The sequence below is a fragment of the Arthrobacter antioxidans genome, assembly GCF_023100725.1.
In the GTDB taxonomy this organism is placed as follows: Bacteria; Actinomycetota; Actinomycetes; order Actinomycetales; family Micrococcaceae; genus Arthrobacter_D; species Arthrobacter_D antioxidans.
This window is the reverse complement of record NZ_CP095501.1, coordinates 2,928,400-2,945,467: the sequence shown is the minus strand read 5'-3', so window position 1 is coordinate 2,945,467 and position 17,068 is coordinate 2,928,400. Positions and strand designations below refer to the sequence as shown.

Genomic DNA, 17,068 nt, shown 5'->3' with positions numbered 1-17,068 from the left:
AATGCTGATCATCGGTCCCCCCGGGTCCGGTAAAGGAACCCAGGCCGCACGAATCTCCGAGCGCCTCGGGGTGGTGGCCATCTCGACGGGTGACATCTTCCGCGACAACGTCAAGCGTGAGACGCCACTCGGCGTCGAGGCGAAGACGTTCATGGACGCCGGCGACTTCGTCCCCGACAGCGTCACGAACAGCATGGTGCGCGACCGGCTCGCCGCCGACGACGTCCAGGAGGGGTTCCTCCTGGACGGCTACCCGCGCACGGCGTCGCAGGTCGCGGAGCTCGACGACATCCTGCGCGAGAACGACCTCGCGCTCGATGTGGTGCTCCAGCTCACCGCCGACGACGAGGAGCTCGTGAAGCGCCTGCTCGGCCGGGCCGAGCTGGATGGCCGGTCGGACGACAACGAGCTGGTCATCCGACACCGCCTCGGGCTCTACCACGACCAGACCGCGGCGGTCGTGTCCCGGTACGACGAGCGCGGGATCGTCACCCGGGTGGACGGCATCGGGACCATCGACGAGGTCACCGACCGCGTCATGACAGCCCTCAAAGTCGCAAGCTAGGACGTTCGCATGTTCCGCCAGCCCAAGGTCGAGTACAAGACCACCGAGCAGATGCTCATCATGCGTGACGCCGGACGGGTGCTGGCGAAAGCCCTGGACCGCACGGTTGCCGCCGCCGCCGTCGGAGTGACGACCGCCCAGCTGAACGCGGTGTTCGAGGAGGTCCTCCGCGAGGAGGGTGCGACGTCGAACTTCCTCGGCTACCACGGCTTCCCCGCGAGCATCTGCACCTCGGTCAACGCGGAGGTGGTCCACGGCATCCCCGGGAACTACGCCCTGCAGGACGGCGACATCCTGTCGATCGACGGTGGCGCCGTCGTCCGTGGATGGCACTCGGACTCCGCCCGGACCGTCATCGTCGGCACGCCCCGGCCGGCGGACGTGCGTCTCTCCGAGGTGACGGAGGAGGCGATGTGGCGGGGCATCGCCGCCCTGGCCACCGCGCGGTTCGTCGGCGACATCGGCGCGGCGATCGACGACTACGTCTCGTCCGTCCCCGGCCCGGCACTCGGGATCCTCGAGGACTACGTGGGACACGGCATCGGGACGCAGATGCACCAGGCACCGGACGTCCTCAACTACCGCAGCACCAACCGGGGTCCGAAGGTCCGCCCGGGGTTGTGCCTGGCGATCGAGCCCATGCTCGTGCAGGGTTCCCTCGAGACCGCCGTCCTGGACGACGACTGGACGGTCGTCACGACGGACGGCAAGCGCGCATCCCAGTGGGAGCACAGTGTGGCCGTCCACGACGGCGGCATCTGGGTGCTCTCGTCACCCGACGGGGGAGCGTCCCGGCTCGAGCCGCTCGGAGTGACGCCGGCACCACTCGCCGGATGACCATGACCACCATGTAGTCCCCGGTAGGAACACCGAAGGTCCCGCACACCTGTGCGGGACCTTCGTCCGTTCCGTCGCTGTCCCGCACCGATTTAACTATCACGTGACGGTAGCGTATCGTGGTCTGTTGGTTGTCTCTGTTTTTCATGCCCAAGGGGCTGTGAAGACCTGCCCGTCTGCGGAGCCTCGGCTCTCGTGGGTCAGACAATCAAAACCCTAAACCCGCTCGCCACGCAAGTGGTGGGCACAGACGTTAGCGGAGGATATGGCCAAGAAAGACGGTGTCATTGAGATTGAAGGCACTGTGAACGAGGCGCTGCCCAACGCGATGTTTCGCGTTGAGTTGGCCAACGGTCACATTGTTCTCGCCCACATCTCGGGAAAGATGCGCCAGCACTACATTCGAATCCTTCCTGAGGACCGGGTCGTAGTGGAACTCAGCCCGTACGACCTCACCCGGGGCCGTATTGTCTACCGCTACAAATAAGAATCAACTCGAAGGAAAACCATGAAGGTCAACCCGAGCGTGAAGCGGATCTGCGAGAAGTGCCAGGTGGTTCGCCGCAAGGGCAACGTTCTCGTCATCTGCGAGAACCCGCGCCACAAGCAGCGCCAGGGCTAAGAGCCTCTCCCGAGGCTCTTCCCCACGCGTAGAAGTACATTCAACGGCAGAACAGCACCCCACACAGGGTGCACACCCCCGGCTCGGAGGCCGGGGACCGGAGCATCGGTTCCGGGGACGTTCTGCTCCACACCTCCGGTAACACCAAAGGAGCACCGCCACTATGGCACGTCTCGCTGGCGTAGACATTCCCCGCGAAAAGCGGGTAGTCATTGCGCTCACCTATATCTACGGCGTGGGCAAGACCCGTGCAGAGAAGACGATCGTGGACACGGGGATCTCCCCGAACACGCGCGTCAAGGACCTCTCCGACGTCGAGCTGGTCCAGCTCCGCGACTACATCGAAGGCAACTTCAAGGTCGAGGGTGACCTCCGTCGCGAGGTCGCAGCCGATATCCGCCGCAAGGTCGAGATCGGCAGCTACGAAGGCATTCGGCACCGCCGCGGCCTTCCCGTACGCGGACAGCGTACGAAGACGAACGCCCGTACCCGCAAGGGTCCGAAGCGTACGGTCGCAGGCAAGAAGAAGGTCGGACGCTAATTTCTGATGGCACCCTGACCGGACCCGCTAGCGCTCGCCCGGCCAGGGAACCCCGCCATCAGGGGCCCATCCGCTCGGTGATTGTCCAAATCACCGGAGAACTTCCGATCAGTCGATCAATGCTCTACCCAATACCTTCGTAGGAGAAGTAATGCCCCCCAAGACTCGTGGAGCGGTGCGTAAGCCGCGTCGCAAGGACAAGAAGAACATCACCCTCGGCCAGGCGCACATCAAGAGCACCTTCAACAACACGATCGTGTCCATCACGGACCCCAGCGGAGCAGTCATCTCCTGGGCCTCCGCCGGTGAGGTCGGGTTCAAGGGTTCACGCAAGTCGACGCCGTTCGCGGCGCAGATGGCTGCCGAAGCGGCTGCCAAGCGTGCGCAGGAACACGGCGTCAAGAAGGTCGACGTCTTCGTGAAGGGCCCCGGATCGGGCCGCGAGACCGCGATCCGCTCGCTGCAGGCCACCGGCCTCGAGGTGGGCTCCATCTCGGACGTCACCCCGAGCGCGCACAACGGCTGCCGTCCGCCCAAGCGCCGCCGCGTCTAATCAGCCTCCCGGTCACCGTGCCGCCTTGCAGGAACCCAGGTTCCGGCAGGGCGGTTCGGTGCCGTTCCAGCTGCTATTGAGCCGGCCGACCAGCAGTCCCGCCCATTTGGAAGCGTCATATAGCGGATGCTTCCCGAAAGGAAATGTAAGTGCTTATTGCACAGCGCCCCACCCTGACTGAAGAAGTAGTCGCCGACAACCGCTCGCGGTTCGTCATCGAGCCGCTCGAGCCCGGCTTCGGCTACACCCTCGGCAACTCGCTCCGCCGCACGCTGCTGTCCTCGATCCCCGGTGCCGCAGTCACCAGCATCCGCATCGACGGCGTCCTGCACGAATTCACCACGGTTCCCGGGGTGAAGGAGGATGTCACCGAGATCATCCTGAACATCAAGAACCTCGCCGTCTCCTCGGAGCACGACGAGCCCGTCGTCGCCTACCTGCGCAAGCAGGGACCCGGCGTCGTCACCGCTGCGGACATCGCGCCCCCCGCCGGCGTCGAGTTCCACAACCCGGACCTCCACATCGCGACCCTCAACTCGAAGGGCAAGTTCGAACTCGAGCTGACCATCGAGCGTGGACGCGGGTACGTCTCGGCCTCGCAGAACAAGTCCGGTGACTCGGAGATCGGCCGCATCCCGGTCGACTCCATCTACTCGCCGGTCCTCAAGGTGACCTTCCGTGTGGAAGCCACCCGTGTGGAGCAGCGCACCGACTTCGACAAGCTCATCGTCGACGTCGAGACGAAGGACGCCATCGCCCCGCGCGACGCCGTCGCTTCGGCCGGCACCACCCTGGTGGAGCTGTTCGGCCTCGCCCGCGAGCTGAACACCGCCGCCGAGGGCATCGAGATCGGCCCGTCGCCGACGGACGCAGCGCTTGCTGCGGACATGGCGCTGCCGATCGAGGACCTCGAACTGACGGTCCGCTCGTACAACTGCCTCAAGCGCGAGGGCATCCACTCCGTGGGTGAACTCGTTGCACGCTCCGAGGCCGATCTCATGGACATCCGCAACTTCGGTGCGAAGTCCATCGACGAGGTCAAGGCGAAGCTCGTGGAGCTCGGTCTGTCCCTGAAGGATTCCCCTCCAGGGTTCGACCTCGCCGCCCGCGCCGCAGCCATCGAAGAGGACGACGCCCCCTTCGGCGACGAAGAGGTCTAACACGCTATCTGTCCGCCCGCTGCTCATCCGAGCGGCGGGACGGACACCTAATGAGGAGAAAGAATCATGCCCACACCTACAAAGGGCCCACGCCTTGGAGGCGGTCCGGCGCACGAACGCCTGATGCTCGCCAACCTGGCCGCCTCACTGTTCGAGCACAAGCGGATCACCACCACGGTGACCAAGGCCAAGCGCCTCCGCCCCTACGCCGAGCGTCTCATCACGTTCGCGAAGAAGGGCGACCTCGCGTCGCGTCGTCGTGTCCTCGGTGTCATCAGCAGCAAGAGCATCGTCCACGAGCTGTTCACGGACATCGCCCCCGCTGTCGCCAACCGCGAGGGTGGCTACACCCGCATCACGAAGATCGGCAACCGCAAGGGCGACAACGCTCCCATGGCTGTCATCGAGCTCGTGCTGGAGCCCATGTCGGCGAAGCAGTCCGTGGTCGCCGAGGCCGAGCAGGCCACGTCGGTCCCCGCCGCAGCAGCGCCCGTCGAGTCGCCCGAGTCCGTGGATTCCGTGGATTCGCCCGAGTCCGCTGACTCCGTCGATTCGGCCGAGTCCGCCGAGTCGGCAGCATCCGCCGAAGAGGTCGCCGCCGAGGACACCACGATCGATGCCGAGGCCGGCACCGACGAGGTCGTCGTCGTCGAAGGCGTCGTGGAGGACGAGAAGAAGTAATTCTTCCCGCCCGACGCACGCCATGACTACGCAAGAGCCCGCCGCCCCTTCGAGGGACGGCGGGCTCTTGCGTGTCCGGCTCGACCTCGCCTACGACGGTGCCCTGTTCTCCGGCTGGGCCCTCCAGCCCGGGCTCACCACCGTTCAGGGCGTGCTCGAGGACGCCCTCTTCACGCTCCTGCGCCGCCAGGCCCGGCTCACCGTGGGCGGACGGACCGACGCCGGGGTCCACGCCCGGGGTCAGGTGGCGCACGTGGACCTCACCCGGGTCGAATGGGACTCCATGGCCCGCGGCCGGGACATGGAGCCGTCGGAGGCCTTCGTGCGGCGCCTCACCGGTACGGTCAACCGCGTGCTCACCGAGGGAATCACCGGGCGCGGCCGGTCCGTCAGGAACTCGGTGCCGGCCGTCGTCGTCCGGTCGGCCACCCGGGCACCCGAGGGGTTCGACGCACGGTTCTCCGCGCTCTGGCGCCGTTACAGCTATGCCATCGCGGACGCGGTGACCGGGCAGGACCCGCTGCGCCGCCACACCACGCTCTGGCATCCCGCCTCCCTCGACGTCGCGCGGCTCAACGAAGGGGCCGCCCATCTCCTGGGGATGCAGGACTTCGCCGCGTTCTGCAAGCCCCGCGAGGGCGCCACGACGATCCGCGAGCTGCAGCGGTACGAGTTCGTCCGCGGGCACGACGGCGTCATCACGGCGACCGTGCAGGCGGACGCGTTCTGCCACAACATGGTGCGCGCCCTGATCGGATCGACGCTGCGCGTCGGGTCCGGAGAGATGCCCCCGGTGTGGCTGGCCGAGCGGCTGGCCGCCCGCCTCAAGGACGCCCGGTCCATCCTGGCCGCGCCGCATCCACTCGTGCTGGAGGAGATCGCCTACCCGGGCGGCGACGAGCTCGCGGAGCGGGCCGGGCTCACCCGTGCGCGGCGGAACGCCGGGCACCTCATCCGGCCCGGGACACCGGAGGCCGGCGCCATGATCGTCGACGACGACGACGACGACGCGCCGTCCGGCTAGGCGACGGCGCACTTCTGGTCAGGTGAGGCACACGCTGCCGGTCAGGTGAGGCAGGCGTTGCCGGTCAGCCGAGGAGGACGAAGCTCGCGAACGCGGCGGCCAGCATGCCGGGGCCGAAGGGGAAGGTCGAACCGCGTGAGCCGCGCCGGAACAGCAGCACCCCGAGCCCGGCCAGCCCCCCGAGCAGGAACCCGCCGAGGAGTGTACCCAGCCAGGCGGAGGCGCCGGCCCAGCCCCCGAAGAGACCCAGCACGGCGGCGAGCTTCACGTCCCCCATCCCCATGCCCGCAGGGTTGACGAGTGCGAGGACGAAGTACACCGCGAACAGCGCCGCCGCGCCTGCCGCGGCGCCGAGCAGACCGCCCCAGTGGCCGCCCCCGACCGCCGCGAGGAGCAGCAGGAGGAGGGCCATTGCCGTGAAGCGGACGAGGACGGCGTTCGGCAGCAGCTTCGAGCGGGCGTCGATGGCGCCCAGGAGCACGCCGAAGGCCGCGAGGCATCCCACGAGCGGGAGCGTCCACCAGTCGGCCGTGACGGCGCTGCCCGCGCCCGCGAGGACGCCGGCGAGCAGCGCGAGCGGCAGCCGTGCCCGCCCCGGCAGGACGGTGCGCGGATCCGCGCCGGCAAGGGCGAACAGCGCATACGCCAGCGCGGCGGTGAGCAGCGCGGTGACCAGGACGGCGACCACCTAGACGGAGTCCTCCAGGGTGTCGTGCGGCGCCCGGCCCACGTCGCCGTTGAGCGGCAGCGTCACCGTGAAACGGCTTCCCTTCCCGGGGGAGCTGACGCAGTGGATGGAGCCGCCGTGGCTCTCGACGATCGACTTGGTGATGGCCAGCCCGAGCCCCGCGCCGTCGATGTCCGCCCGGCGGGCAGCGGGCGTCCGGTAGAAGCGGGAGAAGACCTGGCCGGCCTCCTGCTCGGTCATGCCCATGCCGCGGTCGTCGACGTGGAGGTTGATCTCGGATTCGGTCTCCTCCGCACGGACGATCACGAGGCCGCCCTCGGGGGAGTACTTGATGGCGTTGGACAGCAGGTTGTCGAGCACCTGGGAGATCCGCAGCGGATCGATGAGCGTCCAGAGCGGGCTGTGGGTGTCGGTCCGGAGCCGCACCCCGTTCTTCTGCGCACGGAGCCGGTTGGAGCGGACGCTCATCTCGATCACGGCCGCGAGATCCACGGGGCGCGGATGCACCCTGACGCGGTCGCCCGCGGTGGACAGCAGATCGGCGACCAGGTGGAGCACGCGCTCGGCGTTGCGGCCCGCGACGTCGACATAGCCCGCGAGGTGTGCGGGCAGCGGGTGGTCGTCCTCCAGGACGAGCTCGAGGTAGCCCAGCACCGAGGTCAGCGGGGCATGGAACTCGTGGGAGATGTTCGAGATGAACGTGTCCTTGGCCGTCACCGCCTCGACCAGCTCGGTGACGTCGCTGCACGCGACCAGGGCGCCGGTGATGCCGCCGTCGGCGTTCTTGATGGGCCGGGCCGCCGTCGAGAGCGCGCGCTGCGCGTCCCCGTCCCCGACCCAGACCAGCTGGTCCGCGAACGTCTCACCCGTGAGGGCCCGATGCACGGGCCGCCGGTCGGGAGGCAGCGGCGTGACGCGGTCCGGACCGAAGAGGAGGGTGTCGTGCTCGTCGTCGCCGGCCGAGAGCCGGTTGAACAGCTCCTGTTGCCGGTTCGTCAGCGTGGTGCTGCCGTGGGCATCCACGGCGGTGAGGCCGACGTCCACCGTGTTGAGGATCGCGGTGAGCACCCGCTCGCGATCGATGGCGGCGTTCAGGAGGTCGGTGAGCTCGCGGTCCTTGCGTTCGAGCTCGGCTTGGCGGGCGTCGGCACCGGCGCTCATGACACGGATGGTGACGCCGATGCAGAGCATCAGGACGGGCAGCAGCAGGGCGCCGGCGTACGAGGACAGGAGCGTCGGATCGAAGGAGTCCAGGAAGGGCCACGCGGTGATGAGCAGGGAACCGCCCACGGAGCAGGCGAGGGCCGCCCAGGTGGGCAGCGCGGAGCGCATGAGCCAGAGGACGGGGAAGACGGCCAGCACCCCGAGCGCCGGCTGGACATCCATTGCGCCGGTCCGCAGCAGGGCGATCGCAACGAAGTCGAGGACGGGGATCACGAGTACGGTGCCGCGCGGCAGCTCGTTCCACGGGACGACGACGCACAGGGCCAGCAGGATCAGGATCAGCCAGAAGCCCAGCTCGTACGTCGGGTCGGCCATCAGGCCGGGCCGGAGGACCGGCGCGGTGAGGGACAGCACGACGACGATCAGCGTGAGCGGGACCTGGCAGAGGATGCCCGCGCGGCCGATGGACATCCTCGACGCCGCGCTCGACCATGACGTGCTGGAGCCGCTAGCCATGCACGAGCCAGGGGACGGGAGAACTCCACATGCTGAATGACTTTCCGACGCTGAGACCTACGTACTGCCCTCATTATGTCGCCATCCCCGCGTTTTGCACGCGCATCGGGCACATTTCGCCCGTACGGACGGCAGAATGGTTGCCATGACGAATCGGCTGGGCTTCACCGCAGGTCGGATGGGGGTTGGAACTGAATGAGCGATCCGGGAGTGGCAGTCGTCATCGAGGACGATGCCGATGTGCGGAATCTGGTGGGGGCCGTGCTTCGGCAGTCGGGCTTCGACGTCCATGTGGCGCCGAACGGACGGGCCGGCGTGGACCTGGTGCGCATGCACGACGCCACGGTGGTGACGGTCGACGTCGGGCTGCCGGACATCGACGGGTACGAGGTGCTGCGGCGCATCCGTGGTTTCACCAACTGCTACGTGGTGATGCTGACCTCGCGGGGCGACGAACTGGACACCCTCACCGCGCTGCAGTCGGGTGCCGACGACTATCTCACCAAGCCGTTCCGCCCCCGGGAACTGCGCGCGCGGATCGCGGCCATGCTGCGACGCCCGCGCGCAGCCCCGGAACCGGACGTCGAGGGTCCCGGCCCGACGACGTCGGCGCCGTCCGAGGCGTCGGCACCGGCCGGCGGGGCGTCGCCGGTGTTCGAGCACAACGGACTGGCCCTGAACGCCTCGGCGCGCACCGTGGTGGTCGACGGACGTGACCTCCCGCTGACGCGCAGCGAGTTCGACCTGCTCAACGAGATGCTGAAGAGCAGCGGCGCCGTGAGGACGAAGGCCGATCTGGTCCGGGTTGTCCGGGGCGACTACTACGGCGAGGACACGTACATCAGCGACTCGGACGAGCGGGCGATCGAGGTGCACATCGGCAACCTCCGGCGGAAGCTCGAGGAGGATCCGAAGAACCCTCGCTGGCTGCAGACCGTGCGCGGCGTCGGCTACCGGCTGACCCCGGTGCGTGCCTGACGGGCTGCTCGCTCCTCAGGCAGGGTCGAGATAGCGGGTCTCGAGTTCGCGGATCGTGTCCAGCCCGCAGCGTTCGATGCCGGGCAGGGCGCGGCGCGCGGCGTCGAGGTCGGCCGAGGAGATGGCTGCCTCGAAGGCCGCGGTGAGGGCGACGAGCCGCTCGGCACCGAGCATGAGGGAGGAATTGCGGAGGCTCAGCGCGGCCTCGAGGGCCGCAGGCAGGTCCTGGTCGGCGACGGAGCGCGTGAGCCGCAGGCAGCGGTCCCCGAAGCCCGCGATGTAGTCGCGGGCGAAGGCCCGGGCGGGTCCGGCGTCGTTGAATTGCTGCTCGAGGTGGGCGAGGACCGTGAGGTCAACGAGCGGCGGATTGGGGTGGGGGGCATTCGGAAGCACCGTCCCAGCCTACGGCGGGGCCCTGACGATCAGCCGGGAGCCCCCTTACTGTCCGGCGAACGTGTCCATGACGTTGAGTGCGGCAGGGCCGAGGATCACGATGAACAGCACCGGGAAGATGAACAGCAGGAGCGGGAAGAGCACCGCGACGGGGAGCTTCATCGCCTTCTCCTCGGCGCGCTGGCGGCGCTTCACGCGCATGACCTTGGCCTGGGTCCGCAGGACACCCGACAGGGCGATGCCGTAGGCGTCGGCCTGCACGATGGCCTTCACGAAGCTCCGCAGTTCCGGGATGGTGCTGCGGTCCGCCATGGCGAGGTACGCCTCACGCCTGCTGCGCCCGACCTGCATGTCCTGCAGGGTGCGCACGAGCTCGTCCGCCAGGGGTCCCTTCCCGGTTTCACCGGCGCGCTGCATGGCGCTCTCGAAGCCCAGGCCCGCCTCCACGGAGATCAGCATCTGGTCCAGGGTATTGGCCAGCTCCAGGGCCATGGCCTTCTGGCGTTCCTGCCCCTTGCTGTACAGGAGGAGGTCCGGCACGAAGTAACCGAGGAGCGTGACGAAGAGCGAGAGCAGCACGAAGAGCCTGCTGGGGTTCGACTGCAGGAGCAGCAGGCCGGTCAGGCCACCGGCGAGACCGAGCAGGGGTTTGGCGGTGAGGACCTTGGCCAGTGGCATCGACGCCGGCCGGCCGGCGAGGGCCAGCAGGTGGTCCAGTCTGAGGACGTACGCCTGCGGGGTGAGGCGCCGCCCCAGCCGGAGGAGGGGGTTCGGGCGGTCGGCGGCGGCGACGGCACCTGCCATGCCCTGGTTGAGGTTGTGCTGCACTGTGCGGCGCATCCGGGCGTCGGAGGTGAGCAGGGACCAGGTGAAGTAGCCGATGGGTGCTGAGGTGAGCAGGAGCGAGGCGAGCAGGGTGGGGTCCATGACGGTGTCCTCAGAACTTCAGGTCGATGATCTTGCGCAGCCAGAGCCCACCGATCGCCATCATGACGGCGGCGGCGCCCAGCATCACCCAGCCCAGGGGCTTCGTGAACAGCGGGTCGACGTAACCGGGGCTGACCACGGTGAGGATCAGGGCGATACCGAAGGGCAGCGCCCCGAGGATGTAGGCGGAGAACTTGCCCTCGGCGGCGAGTGCCCGGATGTGGCCTTTGATCTCGGTGCGCTCGCGGATGGTGTGCCCCACCTGGTCGAGCACGTCGGCGAGGTCTCCACCGACTTCACGGTTGATCTGGATGGCCTGCGCGATCCAGGCGAAGTCCTCGTTCTCCATGCGGTGCGAGGTGTCCATGAGCGCGGCGAGGAGATCCTTGCCGAGGCTCGTCTCGGCGACGATGCGGCGCATCTCCTCCGACGTCGGACTGTCCGCCTCCGTGGCCGCGGCGTCGATCGCCCGCAGGATGCTGTGGCCCGCCCGCAGGCCTCCGGTGAGCAGCTGCAGCGTGTCGCCGAGCTGGGTGTCGAAGCGGCGACGTCGTCGTCCGGTCCGGAAGGACACCACCAGGTGTGCGACGGCGGGGGAGAGCAGGAACAGGAGGACGCCGACGACGGGCGCGAGCAGCGCCCACCCCAGCAGGAGCCCGGTGATGCCGCCGAGGACCACGAGCAGATAGACCTCGGCCTGGCTGATCCTGATACCCGCCGTCTCGAGGGCGTTCTGGTCCAGGAAGCGCATCGGGTGCCGGCGCAGGTAGGCGTCCATCGCCCGTCCGGCAGCCCCCGCGAACCGCGAGAGCTGCGAGTTCTGCTGCTGGAGGGGTGGCCGACGACGGTCGAGGGGGACCGGAGACTGGGCCGGCCGCAGGGCCACGAGCACCAGGACGATCGCGCCGATCACCAGGGCCGCGCCGCCCACGAGGAGGAGGGTCATGCGCCTACCGCCCGCGCAGCGGCGCGGACCCGAAGACGGCGGGTGACACCGTGATCCCCATGTCCTCGAAGCGTTCCATGAAGCGGGGGCGGATACCCGTGGGGACGGGCCGTCCGAGGAAGCGGCCCCGGTGGTCGACGCCCGCGGAGTAGTCGAAGACGAAGGCGTCCTGCAGCGTGACGACGTCGCCCTCCATGCCCTGCACTTCGGTGACGTGCGTGATGCGCCGACTGCCGTCGCGGAGGCGCGAGATCTGCACCACGAGGTTGACGGCGGACGCCAGCTGTTCGCGGATGGCGCGCAGCGGCAGGTCCATGCCCGCCATGAGCACGAGGGTCTCGAGGCGCGCCACGGCGTCCCTGGGCGAGTTGGCGTGCACCGTGGACAACGACCCGTCATGGCCGGTGTTCATGGCCTGCAGCATGTCGAGGGACTCCCCGCCGCGCACCTCGCCGATCACGATGCGGTCGGGGCGCATGCGGAGGGAGTTGCGGACGAGGTCGCGGATGGTCACCGCGCCCTTGCCCTCGGTGTTCGGCGGGCGGCTCTCGAGGCGCACCACGTGCTGCTGCTGGATCTGGAGTTCCACGGCGTCCTCGATGGTGACGATGCGGTCGCCCTCGGGGAGGAAGGAGGACAGCACGTTCAGGAGGGTGGTCTTCCCGGTCCCCGTGCCGCCCGAGACGATGATGTTGAGCTTCGCCTTCACACACGCGTCGAGCAGTTCGGCCATCTCCGGGGTGAGTGTGCCGAAGTCGATGAGGTTCTGGACCGTCAGGGGGACCTTGCTGAATTTCCGGATCGTCAGCGACGAGCCGTTGACCGCGAGCGGGGGGATCACGGCGTTGACGCGCGAGCCGTCCTCGAGGCGGGCATCGACGAAGGGGGAGGACTCGTCGATGCGGCGGCCCACCTTGGAGACGATGCGCTCGATGACCCGGCGCAGGTGCTCCTCCGAACTGAACCGGGAATCGCTGAGCGTCAGCTTGCCCTGCTGTTCCACGTAGATCTGGTCCATCCGGTTCACCATGATCTCGGTGACCGAGGCGTCGTCGAGGAGGCGCTGGAGCGGGCCGAACCCGAGGACGTCGTCGGCCACGTCCTGGATGAGGCGGCGCCGTTCATCGGGGCTGAGCGGTACCTGCTCGGCGTCGATGATCTGGCTCAGCTCCTCGCGTGCGACGACCTTCAGGTCCTCCTCGCTGATGGAGGTGTCGCTCGCGCGGGTGCCCATGCGCTCGAAGAGGGCGGAGGCGGCACGCTGCTTGAGGCCCGCGAAGACGTCGACCTTCGCACTGCCGGGCTTCTCGGGTGCGTCGCGGGCGACGGCGGGTGCGAGCGTGGCCGGGCGCGGCGGTACCGGCGGCGCGTCGGGAGCCGCGGACTCGGCGACGTCGGACGCGGCGGAGAGCCCTGCGAGGTCAGGCGCGGTGGAGAGCCCGGCGGCCTGGATGCGGGCGGAGAGCTTCATCGGACCACCACACGGCGATGGAGCTTCCTTGGGGGCGCGGCGCGCTCGTCGAACCGCTCCACCAGATCGGTCATGCTCTTCGTCGCCGGATCGCGGACCCTGTCCTGCAGCAGGGGAACACCGCGATTGGTGGCCATGGTGATGGCGCGTGAGCGGGGGACGGAGATGTCGACAGGTGCCATGAGGGTCGCCTCGATGTCCTGCACGGACAGGCCGGTCTTGGTGTCGGCGAAGTTGAGGACCACGTGGCGTGCCTTGGGCATCAGGTTGAGCTGGTTCAGCACGTCGAGTCCGGTGCGCAGGCCCCGGACGCTCGGCACGTCCATCGCGGTCACCCACACAGCATCCGTGCATTGTTCCAGTGCGGCGAGGCTCGGTTCCGTGAGCCCGGGCCCGGTGTCGACGACCACGAAGCGGAACTCGAGGGCGAGCTGCTGGATGAGGCGGGTGATCTGCTCGGACGAGATGCGGTCGGCGTCGGCCGGGTTGCGCGGGCCGCACAGGGCGTAGATGCCCGACGAGTGCGGCGTGAGGAAGGCCTTCAGGACCATGGAATCCTGTGTGGCGGCACCGGAGACGGCGTCCAGGACCGAGTACTCGGGATTCAGGTACAAGCCGGTGCCCACATCTCCGAACTGGAGGTCGAGATCCACGATGACGACGCTCATGGGGGCCATCTTCCCGAGCCCCACGGCCAGATTCGTGGCGATGGTGGTCTTGCCGACGCCGCCCTTGGGTGAGAACACGCCGATCACCCGACCGTTCTGCTTCTTGCGTGGAAGTTGGGTTTCGGTCCGCTGGCGCGTCGCGAAGGCCTGGCAGGCGCGTTCGAGCTGCGCGCGGATGCTTGCGACGTCGGCCAGTGGTGTGAGGATGTCACGGACCCCGGCCCGCATGGCCTGGAGCGCGATCTCGGGGTGGTCCTCGTGCACCAGCACCACACTCACCTCCGGGAACTTCACGTCCACGATGATGGCCAGGCGGAGCGCATCCTCGAGGGCGATACCCGGACCGAAGACCAGCACCTCAGGCTGTTCCAGCGCCAGCTGATCGAGGACGGAGGAGGGGTCTCCGCCGAGGACGCTCGCGGGCAGGCTCTTCACATGGCCCTGCAGTCCTCCGGCGACCGCGAGGCGGAGCTTCTGCTCGAAGTCCGAACTGGGGGTGATCAGGACGAATCTGCTCATCGGTACAGTTCCTTGTTCTGGAGGATGGGGGAGTCTCCCTCGACCGTCGCGGCCGTTTCCTTGCTCAGCCACAGGGTGGCGTTCTGGTTCGCGTGCACGATCTTCGTGGCCTGGGCGGTGTCGACGGCGATCGTGAGCATGAGGGAGCCGCTCGGTAATGCCTCGGCTTCGGCGCGAGCCTGGGCCTCGGGGTCGGCAGCGGGGTCGACGGCGACGGCGGTGGGGGCGCGCTGCACGGAGGTCACGAGGATCTTGTGGAGAGCGAGCTGCGTCGTGGGGGCGTCCGGCGCCTCCTCGAGGCCACCCGCCTCCAGCGAGATGAACACACCCACGGTGTCGCCCGGGGCGATCCTGCCGCCGACCGCGCGGTCCGGTTCGATCGTGAAGGAGACTTCCTGCAGGCCCTCGGGGACATCGACGCTGCCTGTCACTGCCGCGTCGTCCGGATCGACGAGGCGCTCGGCGAGCAGTTGCTCGCCGGGCATGAGTTCCACGGCAGTGACCGTGCCCGCGGATGAGTCGAGGTCCTTGAGTGCGGATGCTCCGACGGCGGTGGCGGGCAGGGCCTTGGTGGTGAGGAACGGTTGGAGCTCCTCGGCCGGTGTGCCTGCGGGGATGGCGGTAGCCACCACCAGGACGTCCACCGGGTCGAGGCCCTCGACCGCCCGCGCTTCCGCGCCCTGCGCGTAGCCGAACAGCATCAGGGCCCCGACGAGCGCGAGGACGACGGCGGCGAGGCCGGCCAGGAGACGGGATTTCATGGAGTTGCTTCCTCGAGGGTGAGTCGGACGACCGCGGTGCCCATGGTCGGGTCGTAGGGGCCGAGCTTGTAGGCGTCGTCAAGAGAGACCATCCTCACGAACCTGCCGATGATGCCGATGCACTGCGTCGAGCTGCACTTGTAGCCGGCGTAGTAGTTGTCGCGGAAAGAATTGGGGAAGGTGGAGTTGCCCTCCTGCTTGAACTTCCAGCCGTGGACCTCGAACGCGGCAAAGCCGGTGAGCTGGTAGACCGCATTGCTGCCGCTGTCACTGACGCTGCGGTAGATGGGGAACAAGCCGATGGGAGCTTCGCCCGCTTCGATCTGCGCCCGCCATTCCTGCAGGAGCGGAACGCAATCGCTGGGCGCTCCGGTATTGCCGGTGTTGCTGCCCGAGGCGCTTTGCGAGATATCGACGAACGCCTCGCATCTCCCGGATACCTGGTCCAGGCTGCCGAAGCCGCCCGGTGGACCACCTGCGCACGCGGGTGTAGCGTCGGATTTCTTCCGGAACTCCACGACCTGCCAGCCTGGCCCATCCTTGAGCTCGCATTCCGAGAAGGTGATGGGGAAGGGCGCAGGGCCGGAGGTAGGACTTCCCCATACGGCGGTCGATGACGCCAATACCTCGCTGGAGCTGATGCCAAGCGCATTGGCGAAGAGGAGGGACACACGGTTGGGTGCCTGCCCGTCCTGAAGCGCACCGGTGGTGACGGTGACTCTGCGGCTCGTCTCGTTCACGACGACGTTCTTCACGTTGCTCTTCGCATCGAGAGCATTGCTGTTGGCCAGGCGGCGGGCAACGGGCGCGGTCGAGTCACAATCGACATCGTTCAAATCCAGGGCGCATTCCTGGGCGATGGCGAGGGCGCCGGCATCGGCGCCGTTCTGCAGTTGTGCCTTCTCGGAGACCAGCATGCCGATATCAATGGCCAGAGCGGCGAACCCGAGGAGGACCACCATGAGGAGGGCGACGAGGATGCTGACGGCGCCACGCTCGTCCGGCTGGTCGTGGCCGGTCAGCCGCCGCACAGCATGACTCCTTTGCCGGTCATGGAGAACGGTCCAGCAATCTTGGTCAAGGTGCTCAGCGTGTAGGTGATGGTGACCGCCGCCGCACCACCGGCAGGGCACGGACTAGTGGTCGTCGCCCCAGGGACGGTAATCGCAATGTCCGTCGCAGTCAGTGCCGGGCTCAGCGTGCCCGCAGCGGTGATCGTCGATGTGGTGGCCTTCGTCGTGTCCTTCGATATGGACATGACGCGAACACCTTCCCGGGCGGCATTGGTCAGCATGACCTGGGTGTTGAAGGCTCGGCCGAACTCCATGATGCCGAGGAGGAGAAGGATGAGAACGGGAAGGAGCAGCGCCATCTCGACCGCAACCGCGCCTCGGTCGCATTTTCTCAACTGAAGCCTCCTTCATCAACTGATTGGCCCGGCAAAGGTTGCCGAGCTGTCGCCGGGCCAATCCATGTTGCTAAGCCGCGCAGGAGGCGGGAGCGGTGGCAGTCGCCGCAACCAACGCCTTCCCGGTGACTGCGCACTGTGCCTTCACGAACGAGGTCTGCAGTCCGCCACCGAGCAGCGTGACTGCCGCGATGATGACGACGGCGATGAGGGCGACCATGATGCCGTACTCGACGGCGGTGGCACCGTCTTCCTTGCGGACCAGGCGGGGGAGGAGGTGCATACGGGTGTTCGATACGAGGAACATGAGGAGACTCCTGAGGGGGGACAGCGGCTGACCCAGCGCCAGCGCTGCCAGAAAGCTAGCAACGGGAAGCCGCAACAAACCGGGTCTGCCCTGATCCTGAGCAAGAACTCGTGAACCTGCACCGGCTCTGCAGTCGCCCTGCGCAGAACCTGCGCCGACGCTGCTTCAGGCCGAGGACCACATGGCGGCCGGCGCTAGCAGCCCGACCCGGATCGCATAGAGAATCGGCGTCTGCAGGAACCCCCGCCCGAACCCCGCCCTCACAGCCCTCAGGAGGGTCCGAACCTCCTTTTGACCCGCCCTAGTACGGCAGGCTATCCTTGGGAGTCGTTGTGCGTG

Annotated in this window: 21 protein-coding genes; 10 read left to right on the top strand and 11 right to left on the bottom strand. The window is 68.0% G+C overall.

Features of this window, described 5'->3' with window-relative positions:
* Window position 1 precedes the first annotated feature (1 nt).
* From MWM45_RS13575 to MWM45_RS13535, 9 genes are all read left to right on the top strand, one after another.
* Window positions 2-565: an adenylate kinase gene (locus MWM45_RS13575; RefSeq protein WP_247829236.1), complete on the top strand. Its 564-nt coding sequence runs from the start codon at window positions 2-4 to the stop codon at window positions 563-565.
* Between the two features lie 9 nt (window positions 566-574).
* Window positions 575-1,402 carry a type I methionyl aminopeptidase gene (map, locus tag MWM45_RS13570; RefSeq protein WP_247826908.1) on the top strand — a complete coding sequence of 276 codons (828 nt, stop codon included), beginning with the start codon at window positions 575-577 and terminating at the stop codon, window positions 1,400-1,402.
* Between the two features lie 265 nt (window positions 1,403-1,667).
* A complete protein-coding gene (infA, locus tag MWM45_RS13565; RefSeq protein WP_019481515.1) occupies window positions 1,668-1,889 on the top strand; it encodes a translation initiation factor IF-1 in 222 nt (73 codons plus the stop codon).
* A gap of 21 nt (window positions 1,890-1,910) precedes the next feature.
* Window positions 1,911-2,024 carry a 50S ribosomal protein L36 gene (rpmJ, locus tag MWM45_RS13560; protein WP_043440658.1) on the top strand — a complete coding sequence of 38 codons (114 nt, stop codon included), beginning with the start codon at window positions 1,911-1,913 and terminating at the stop codon, window positions 2,022-2,024.
* 163 nt (window positions 2,025-2,187) lie between these two features.
* Window positions 2,188-2,565 (top strand): 30S ribosomal protein S13, encoded by a 378-nt coding sequence (gene rpsM / locus MWM45_RS13555; RefSeq protein WP_043440660.1) that lies wholly within the window; start codon window positions 2,188-2,190, stop codon window positions 2,563-2,565.
* A gap of 151 nt (window positions 2,566-2,716) precedes the next feature.
* Window positions 2,717-3,118, top strand: coding sequence for a 30S ribosomal protein S11 (gene rpsK, locus MWM45_RS13550; RefSeq protein ID WP_043440662.1), 402 nt, complete (start codon window positions 2,717-2,719; stop codon window positions 3,116-3,118).
* Between the two features lie 149 nt (window positions 3,119-3,267).
* Window positions 3,268-4,278: a DNA-directed RNA polymerase subunit alpha gene (locus MWM45_RS13545; RefSeq protein WP_043440664.1), complete on the top strand. Its 1,011-nt coding sequence runs from the start codon at window positions 3,268-3,270 to the stop codon at window positions 4,276-4,278.
* Window positions 4,279-4,344: 66 nt separating this feature from the next.
* The gene (rplQ, locus tag MWM45_RS13540) at window positions 4,345-4,959 is read left to right on the top strand and encodes a 50S ribosomal protein L17 (RefSeq protein WP_043440666.1); all 615 of its coding nucleotides are present in this window, start codon (window positions 4,345-4,347) and stop codon (window positions 4,957-4,959) included.
* Between the two features lie 22 nt (window positions 4,960-4,981).
* Window positions 4,982-5,983, top strand: a complete 1,002-nt coding sequence (locus tag MWM45_RS13535; protein WP_247826907.1) for a tRNA pseudouridine synthase A — start codon at window positions 4,982-4,984, stop codon at window positions 5,981-5,983.
* A 64-nt stretch (window positions 5,984-6,047) separates the two neighbouring features.
* Here the strand turns inward: MWM45_RS13535 and MWM45_RS13530 are convergent, their stop codons facing one another.
* Together MWM45_RS13530 and MWM45_RS13525 are read right to left on the bottom strand one after the other, a co-directional pair.
* Window positions 6,048-6,671 carry a prepilin peptidase gene (locus MWM45_RS13530; RefSeq protein WP_247826906.1) on the bottom strand — a complete coding sequence of 208 codons (624 nt, stop codon included), beginning with the start codon at window positions 6,669-6,671 and terminating at the stop codon, window positions 6,048-6,050.
* Window positions 6,672-8,351 (bottom strand): sensor histidine kinase, encoded by a 1,680-nt coding sequence (locus MWM45_RS13525; protein WP_247826905.1) that lies wholly within the window; start codon window positions 8,349-8,351, stop codon window positions 6,672-6,674.
* Window positions 8,352-8,546: 195 nt separating this feature from the next.
* Here MWM45_RS13525 and MWM45_RS13520 point away from each other — a divergent pair, with 195 nt between their 5' ends.
* Window positions 8,547-9,329, top strand: a complete 783-nt coding sequence (locus MWM45_RS13520; protein WP_247826904.1) for a response regulator transcription factor — start codon at window positions 8,547-8,549, stop codon at window positions 9,327-9,329.
* A 15-nt stretch (window positions 9,330-9,344) separates the two neighbouring features.
* Here MWM45_RS13520 and MWM45_RS13515 read toward each other — a convergent pair whose 3' ends face one another.
* From MWM45_RS13515 to MWM45_RS13475, 9 genes are all read right to left on the bottom strand, one after another.
* Window positions 9,345-9,722: an Hpt domain-containing protein gene (locus tag MWM45_RS13515; protein ID WP_247826903.1), complete on the bottom strand. Its 378-nt coding sequence runs from the start codon at window positions 9,720-9,722 to the stop codon at window positions 9,345-9,347.
* A 45-nt stretch (window positions 9,723-9,767) separates the two neighbouring features.
* Window positions 9,768-10,649, bottom strand: coding sequence for a type II secretion system F family protein (locus tag MWM45_RS13510; RefSeq protein ID WP_247826902.1), 882 nt, complete (start codon window positions 10,647-10,649; stop codon window positions 9,768-9,770).
* Between the two features lie 10 nt (window positions 10,650-10,659).
* A complete protein-coding gene (locus tag MWM45_RS13505; protein ID WP_247826901.1) occupies window positions 10,660-11,595 on the bottom strand; it encodes a type II secretion system F family protein in 936 nt (311 codons plus the stop codon).
* A 4-nt stretch (window positions 11,596-11,599) separates the two neighbouring features.
* A complete protein-coding gene (locus MWM45_RS13500) occupies window positions 11,600-13,066 on the bottom strand; it encodes a TadA family conjugal transfer-associated ATPase (protein ID WP_247826900.1) in 1,467 nt (488 codons plus the stop codon).
* Window positions 13,063-14,253 (bottom strand): CpaE/TadZ family protein, encoded by a 1,191-nt coding sequence (locus MWM45_RS13495; RefSeq protein WP_247826899.1) that lies wholly within the window; start codon window positions 14,251-14,253, stop codon window positions 13,063-13,065. The genes MWM45_RS13500 and MWM45_RS13495 overlap by 4 nt, the downstream gene beginning before the upstream one ends.
* Window positions 14,250-15,014: a Flp pilus assembly protein CpaB gene (gene cpaB / locus MWM45_RS13490; RefSeq protein ID WP_247826898.1), complete on the bottom strand. Its 765-nt coding sequence runs from the start codon at window positions 15,012-15,014 to the stop codon at window positions 14,250-14,252. Before cpaB ends, MWM45_RS13495 begins: the two co-directional genes overlap by 4 nt.
* Window positions 15,011-16,045, bottom strand: a complete 1,035-nt coding sequence (locus MWM45_RS13485; protein ID WP_247826897.1) for a pilus assembly protein TadG-related protein — start codon at window positions 16,043-16,045, stop codon at window positions 15,011-15,013. Before MWM45_RS13485 ends, cpaB begins: the two co-directional genes overlap by 4 nt.
* Window positions 16,033-16,422 (bottom strand): TadE family protein, encoded by a 390-nt coding sequence (locus tag MWM45_RS13480; protein WP_247826896.1) that lies wholly within the window; start codon window positions 16,420-16,422, stop codon window positions 16,033-16,035. The genes MWM45_RS13485 and MWM45_RS13480 overlap by 13 nt, the downstream gene beginning before the upstream one ends.
* A gap of 70 nt (window positions 16,423-16,492) precedes the next feature.
* A complete protein-coding gene (locus MWM45_RS13475; RefSeq protein ID WP_247826895.1) occupies window positions 16,493-16,729 on the bottom strand; it encodes a Flp family type IVb pilin in 237 nt (78 codons plus the stop codon).
* Window positions 16,730-17,068 lie beyond the last annotated feature (339 nt).

Coding starts and splice junctions, on each gene's coding strand:
- MWM45_RS13575 (WP_247829236.1), top strand. CDS start 2: ATGCTGATCATCGGTCCCCCCGGGTCCGGTAAAGGAACCCAGGCCGCA.
- map (WP_247826908.1), top strand. CDS start 575: ATGTTCCGCCAGCCCAAGGTCGAGTACAAGACCACCGAGCAGATGCTC.
- infA (WP_019481515.1), top strand. CDS start 1,668: ATGGCCAAGAAAGACGGTGTCATTGAGATTGAAGGCACTGTGAACGAG.
- rpmJ (WP_043440658.1), top strand. CDS start 1,911: ATGAAGGTCAACCCGAGCGTGAAGCGGATCTGCGAGAAGTGCCAGGTG.
- rpsM (WP_043440660.1), top strand. CDS start 2,188: ATGGCACGTCTCGCTGGCGTAGACATTCCCCGCGAAAAGCGGGTAGTC.
- rpsK (WP_043440662.1), top strand. CDS start 2,717: ATGCCCCCCAAGACTCGTGGAGCGGTGCGTAAGCCGCGTCGCAAGGAC.
- rplQ (WP_043440666.1), top strand. CDS start 4,345: ATGCCCACACCTACAAAGGGCCCACGCCTTGGAGGCGGTCCGGCGCAC.
- MWM45_RS13535 (WP_247826907.1), top strand. CDS start 4,982: ATGACTACGCAAGAGCCCGCCGCCCCTTCGAGGGACGGCGGGCTCTTG.
- MWM45_RS13525 (WP_247826905.1), bottom strand. CDS start 8,351: ATGGCTAGCGGCTCCAGCACGTCATGGTCGAGCGCGGCGTCGAGGATG.
- MWM45_RS13520 (WP_247826904.1), top strand. CDS start 8,547: ATGAGCGATCCGGGAGTGGCAGTCGTCATCGAGGACGATGCCGATGTG.
- MWM45_RS13510 (WP_247826902.1), bottom strand. CDS start 10,649: ATGGACCCCACCCTGCTCGCCTCGCTCCTGCTCACCTCAGCACCCATC.
- MWM45_RS13505 (WP_247826901.1), bottom strand. CDS start 11,595: ATGACCCTCCTCCTCGTGGGCGGCGCGGCCCTGGTGATCGGCGCGATC.
- MWM45_RS13500 (WP_247826900.1), bottom strand. CDS start 13,066: ATGAAGCTCTCCGCCCGCATCCAGGCCGCCGGGCTCTCCACCGCGCCT.
- MWM45_RS13495 (WP_247826899.1), bottom strand. CDS start 14,253: ATGAGCAGATTCGTCCTGATCACCCCCAGTTCGGACTTCGAGCAGAAG.
- cpaB (WP_247826898.1), bottom strand. CDS start 15,014: ATGAAATCCCGTCTCCTGGCCGGCCTCGCCGCCGTCGTCCTCGCGCTC.
- MWM45_RS13475 (WP_247826895.1), bottom strand. CDS start 16,729: ATGTTCCTCGTATCGAACACCCGTATGCACCTCCTCCCCCGCCTGGTC.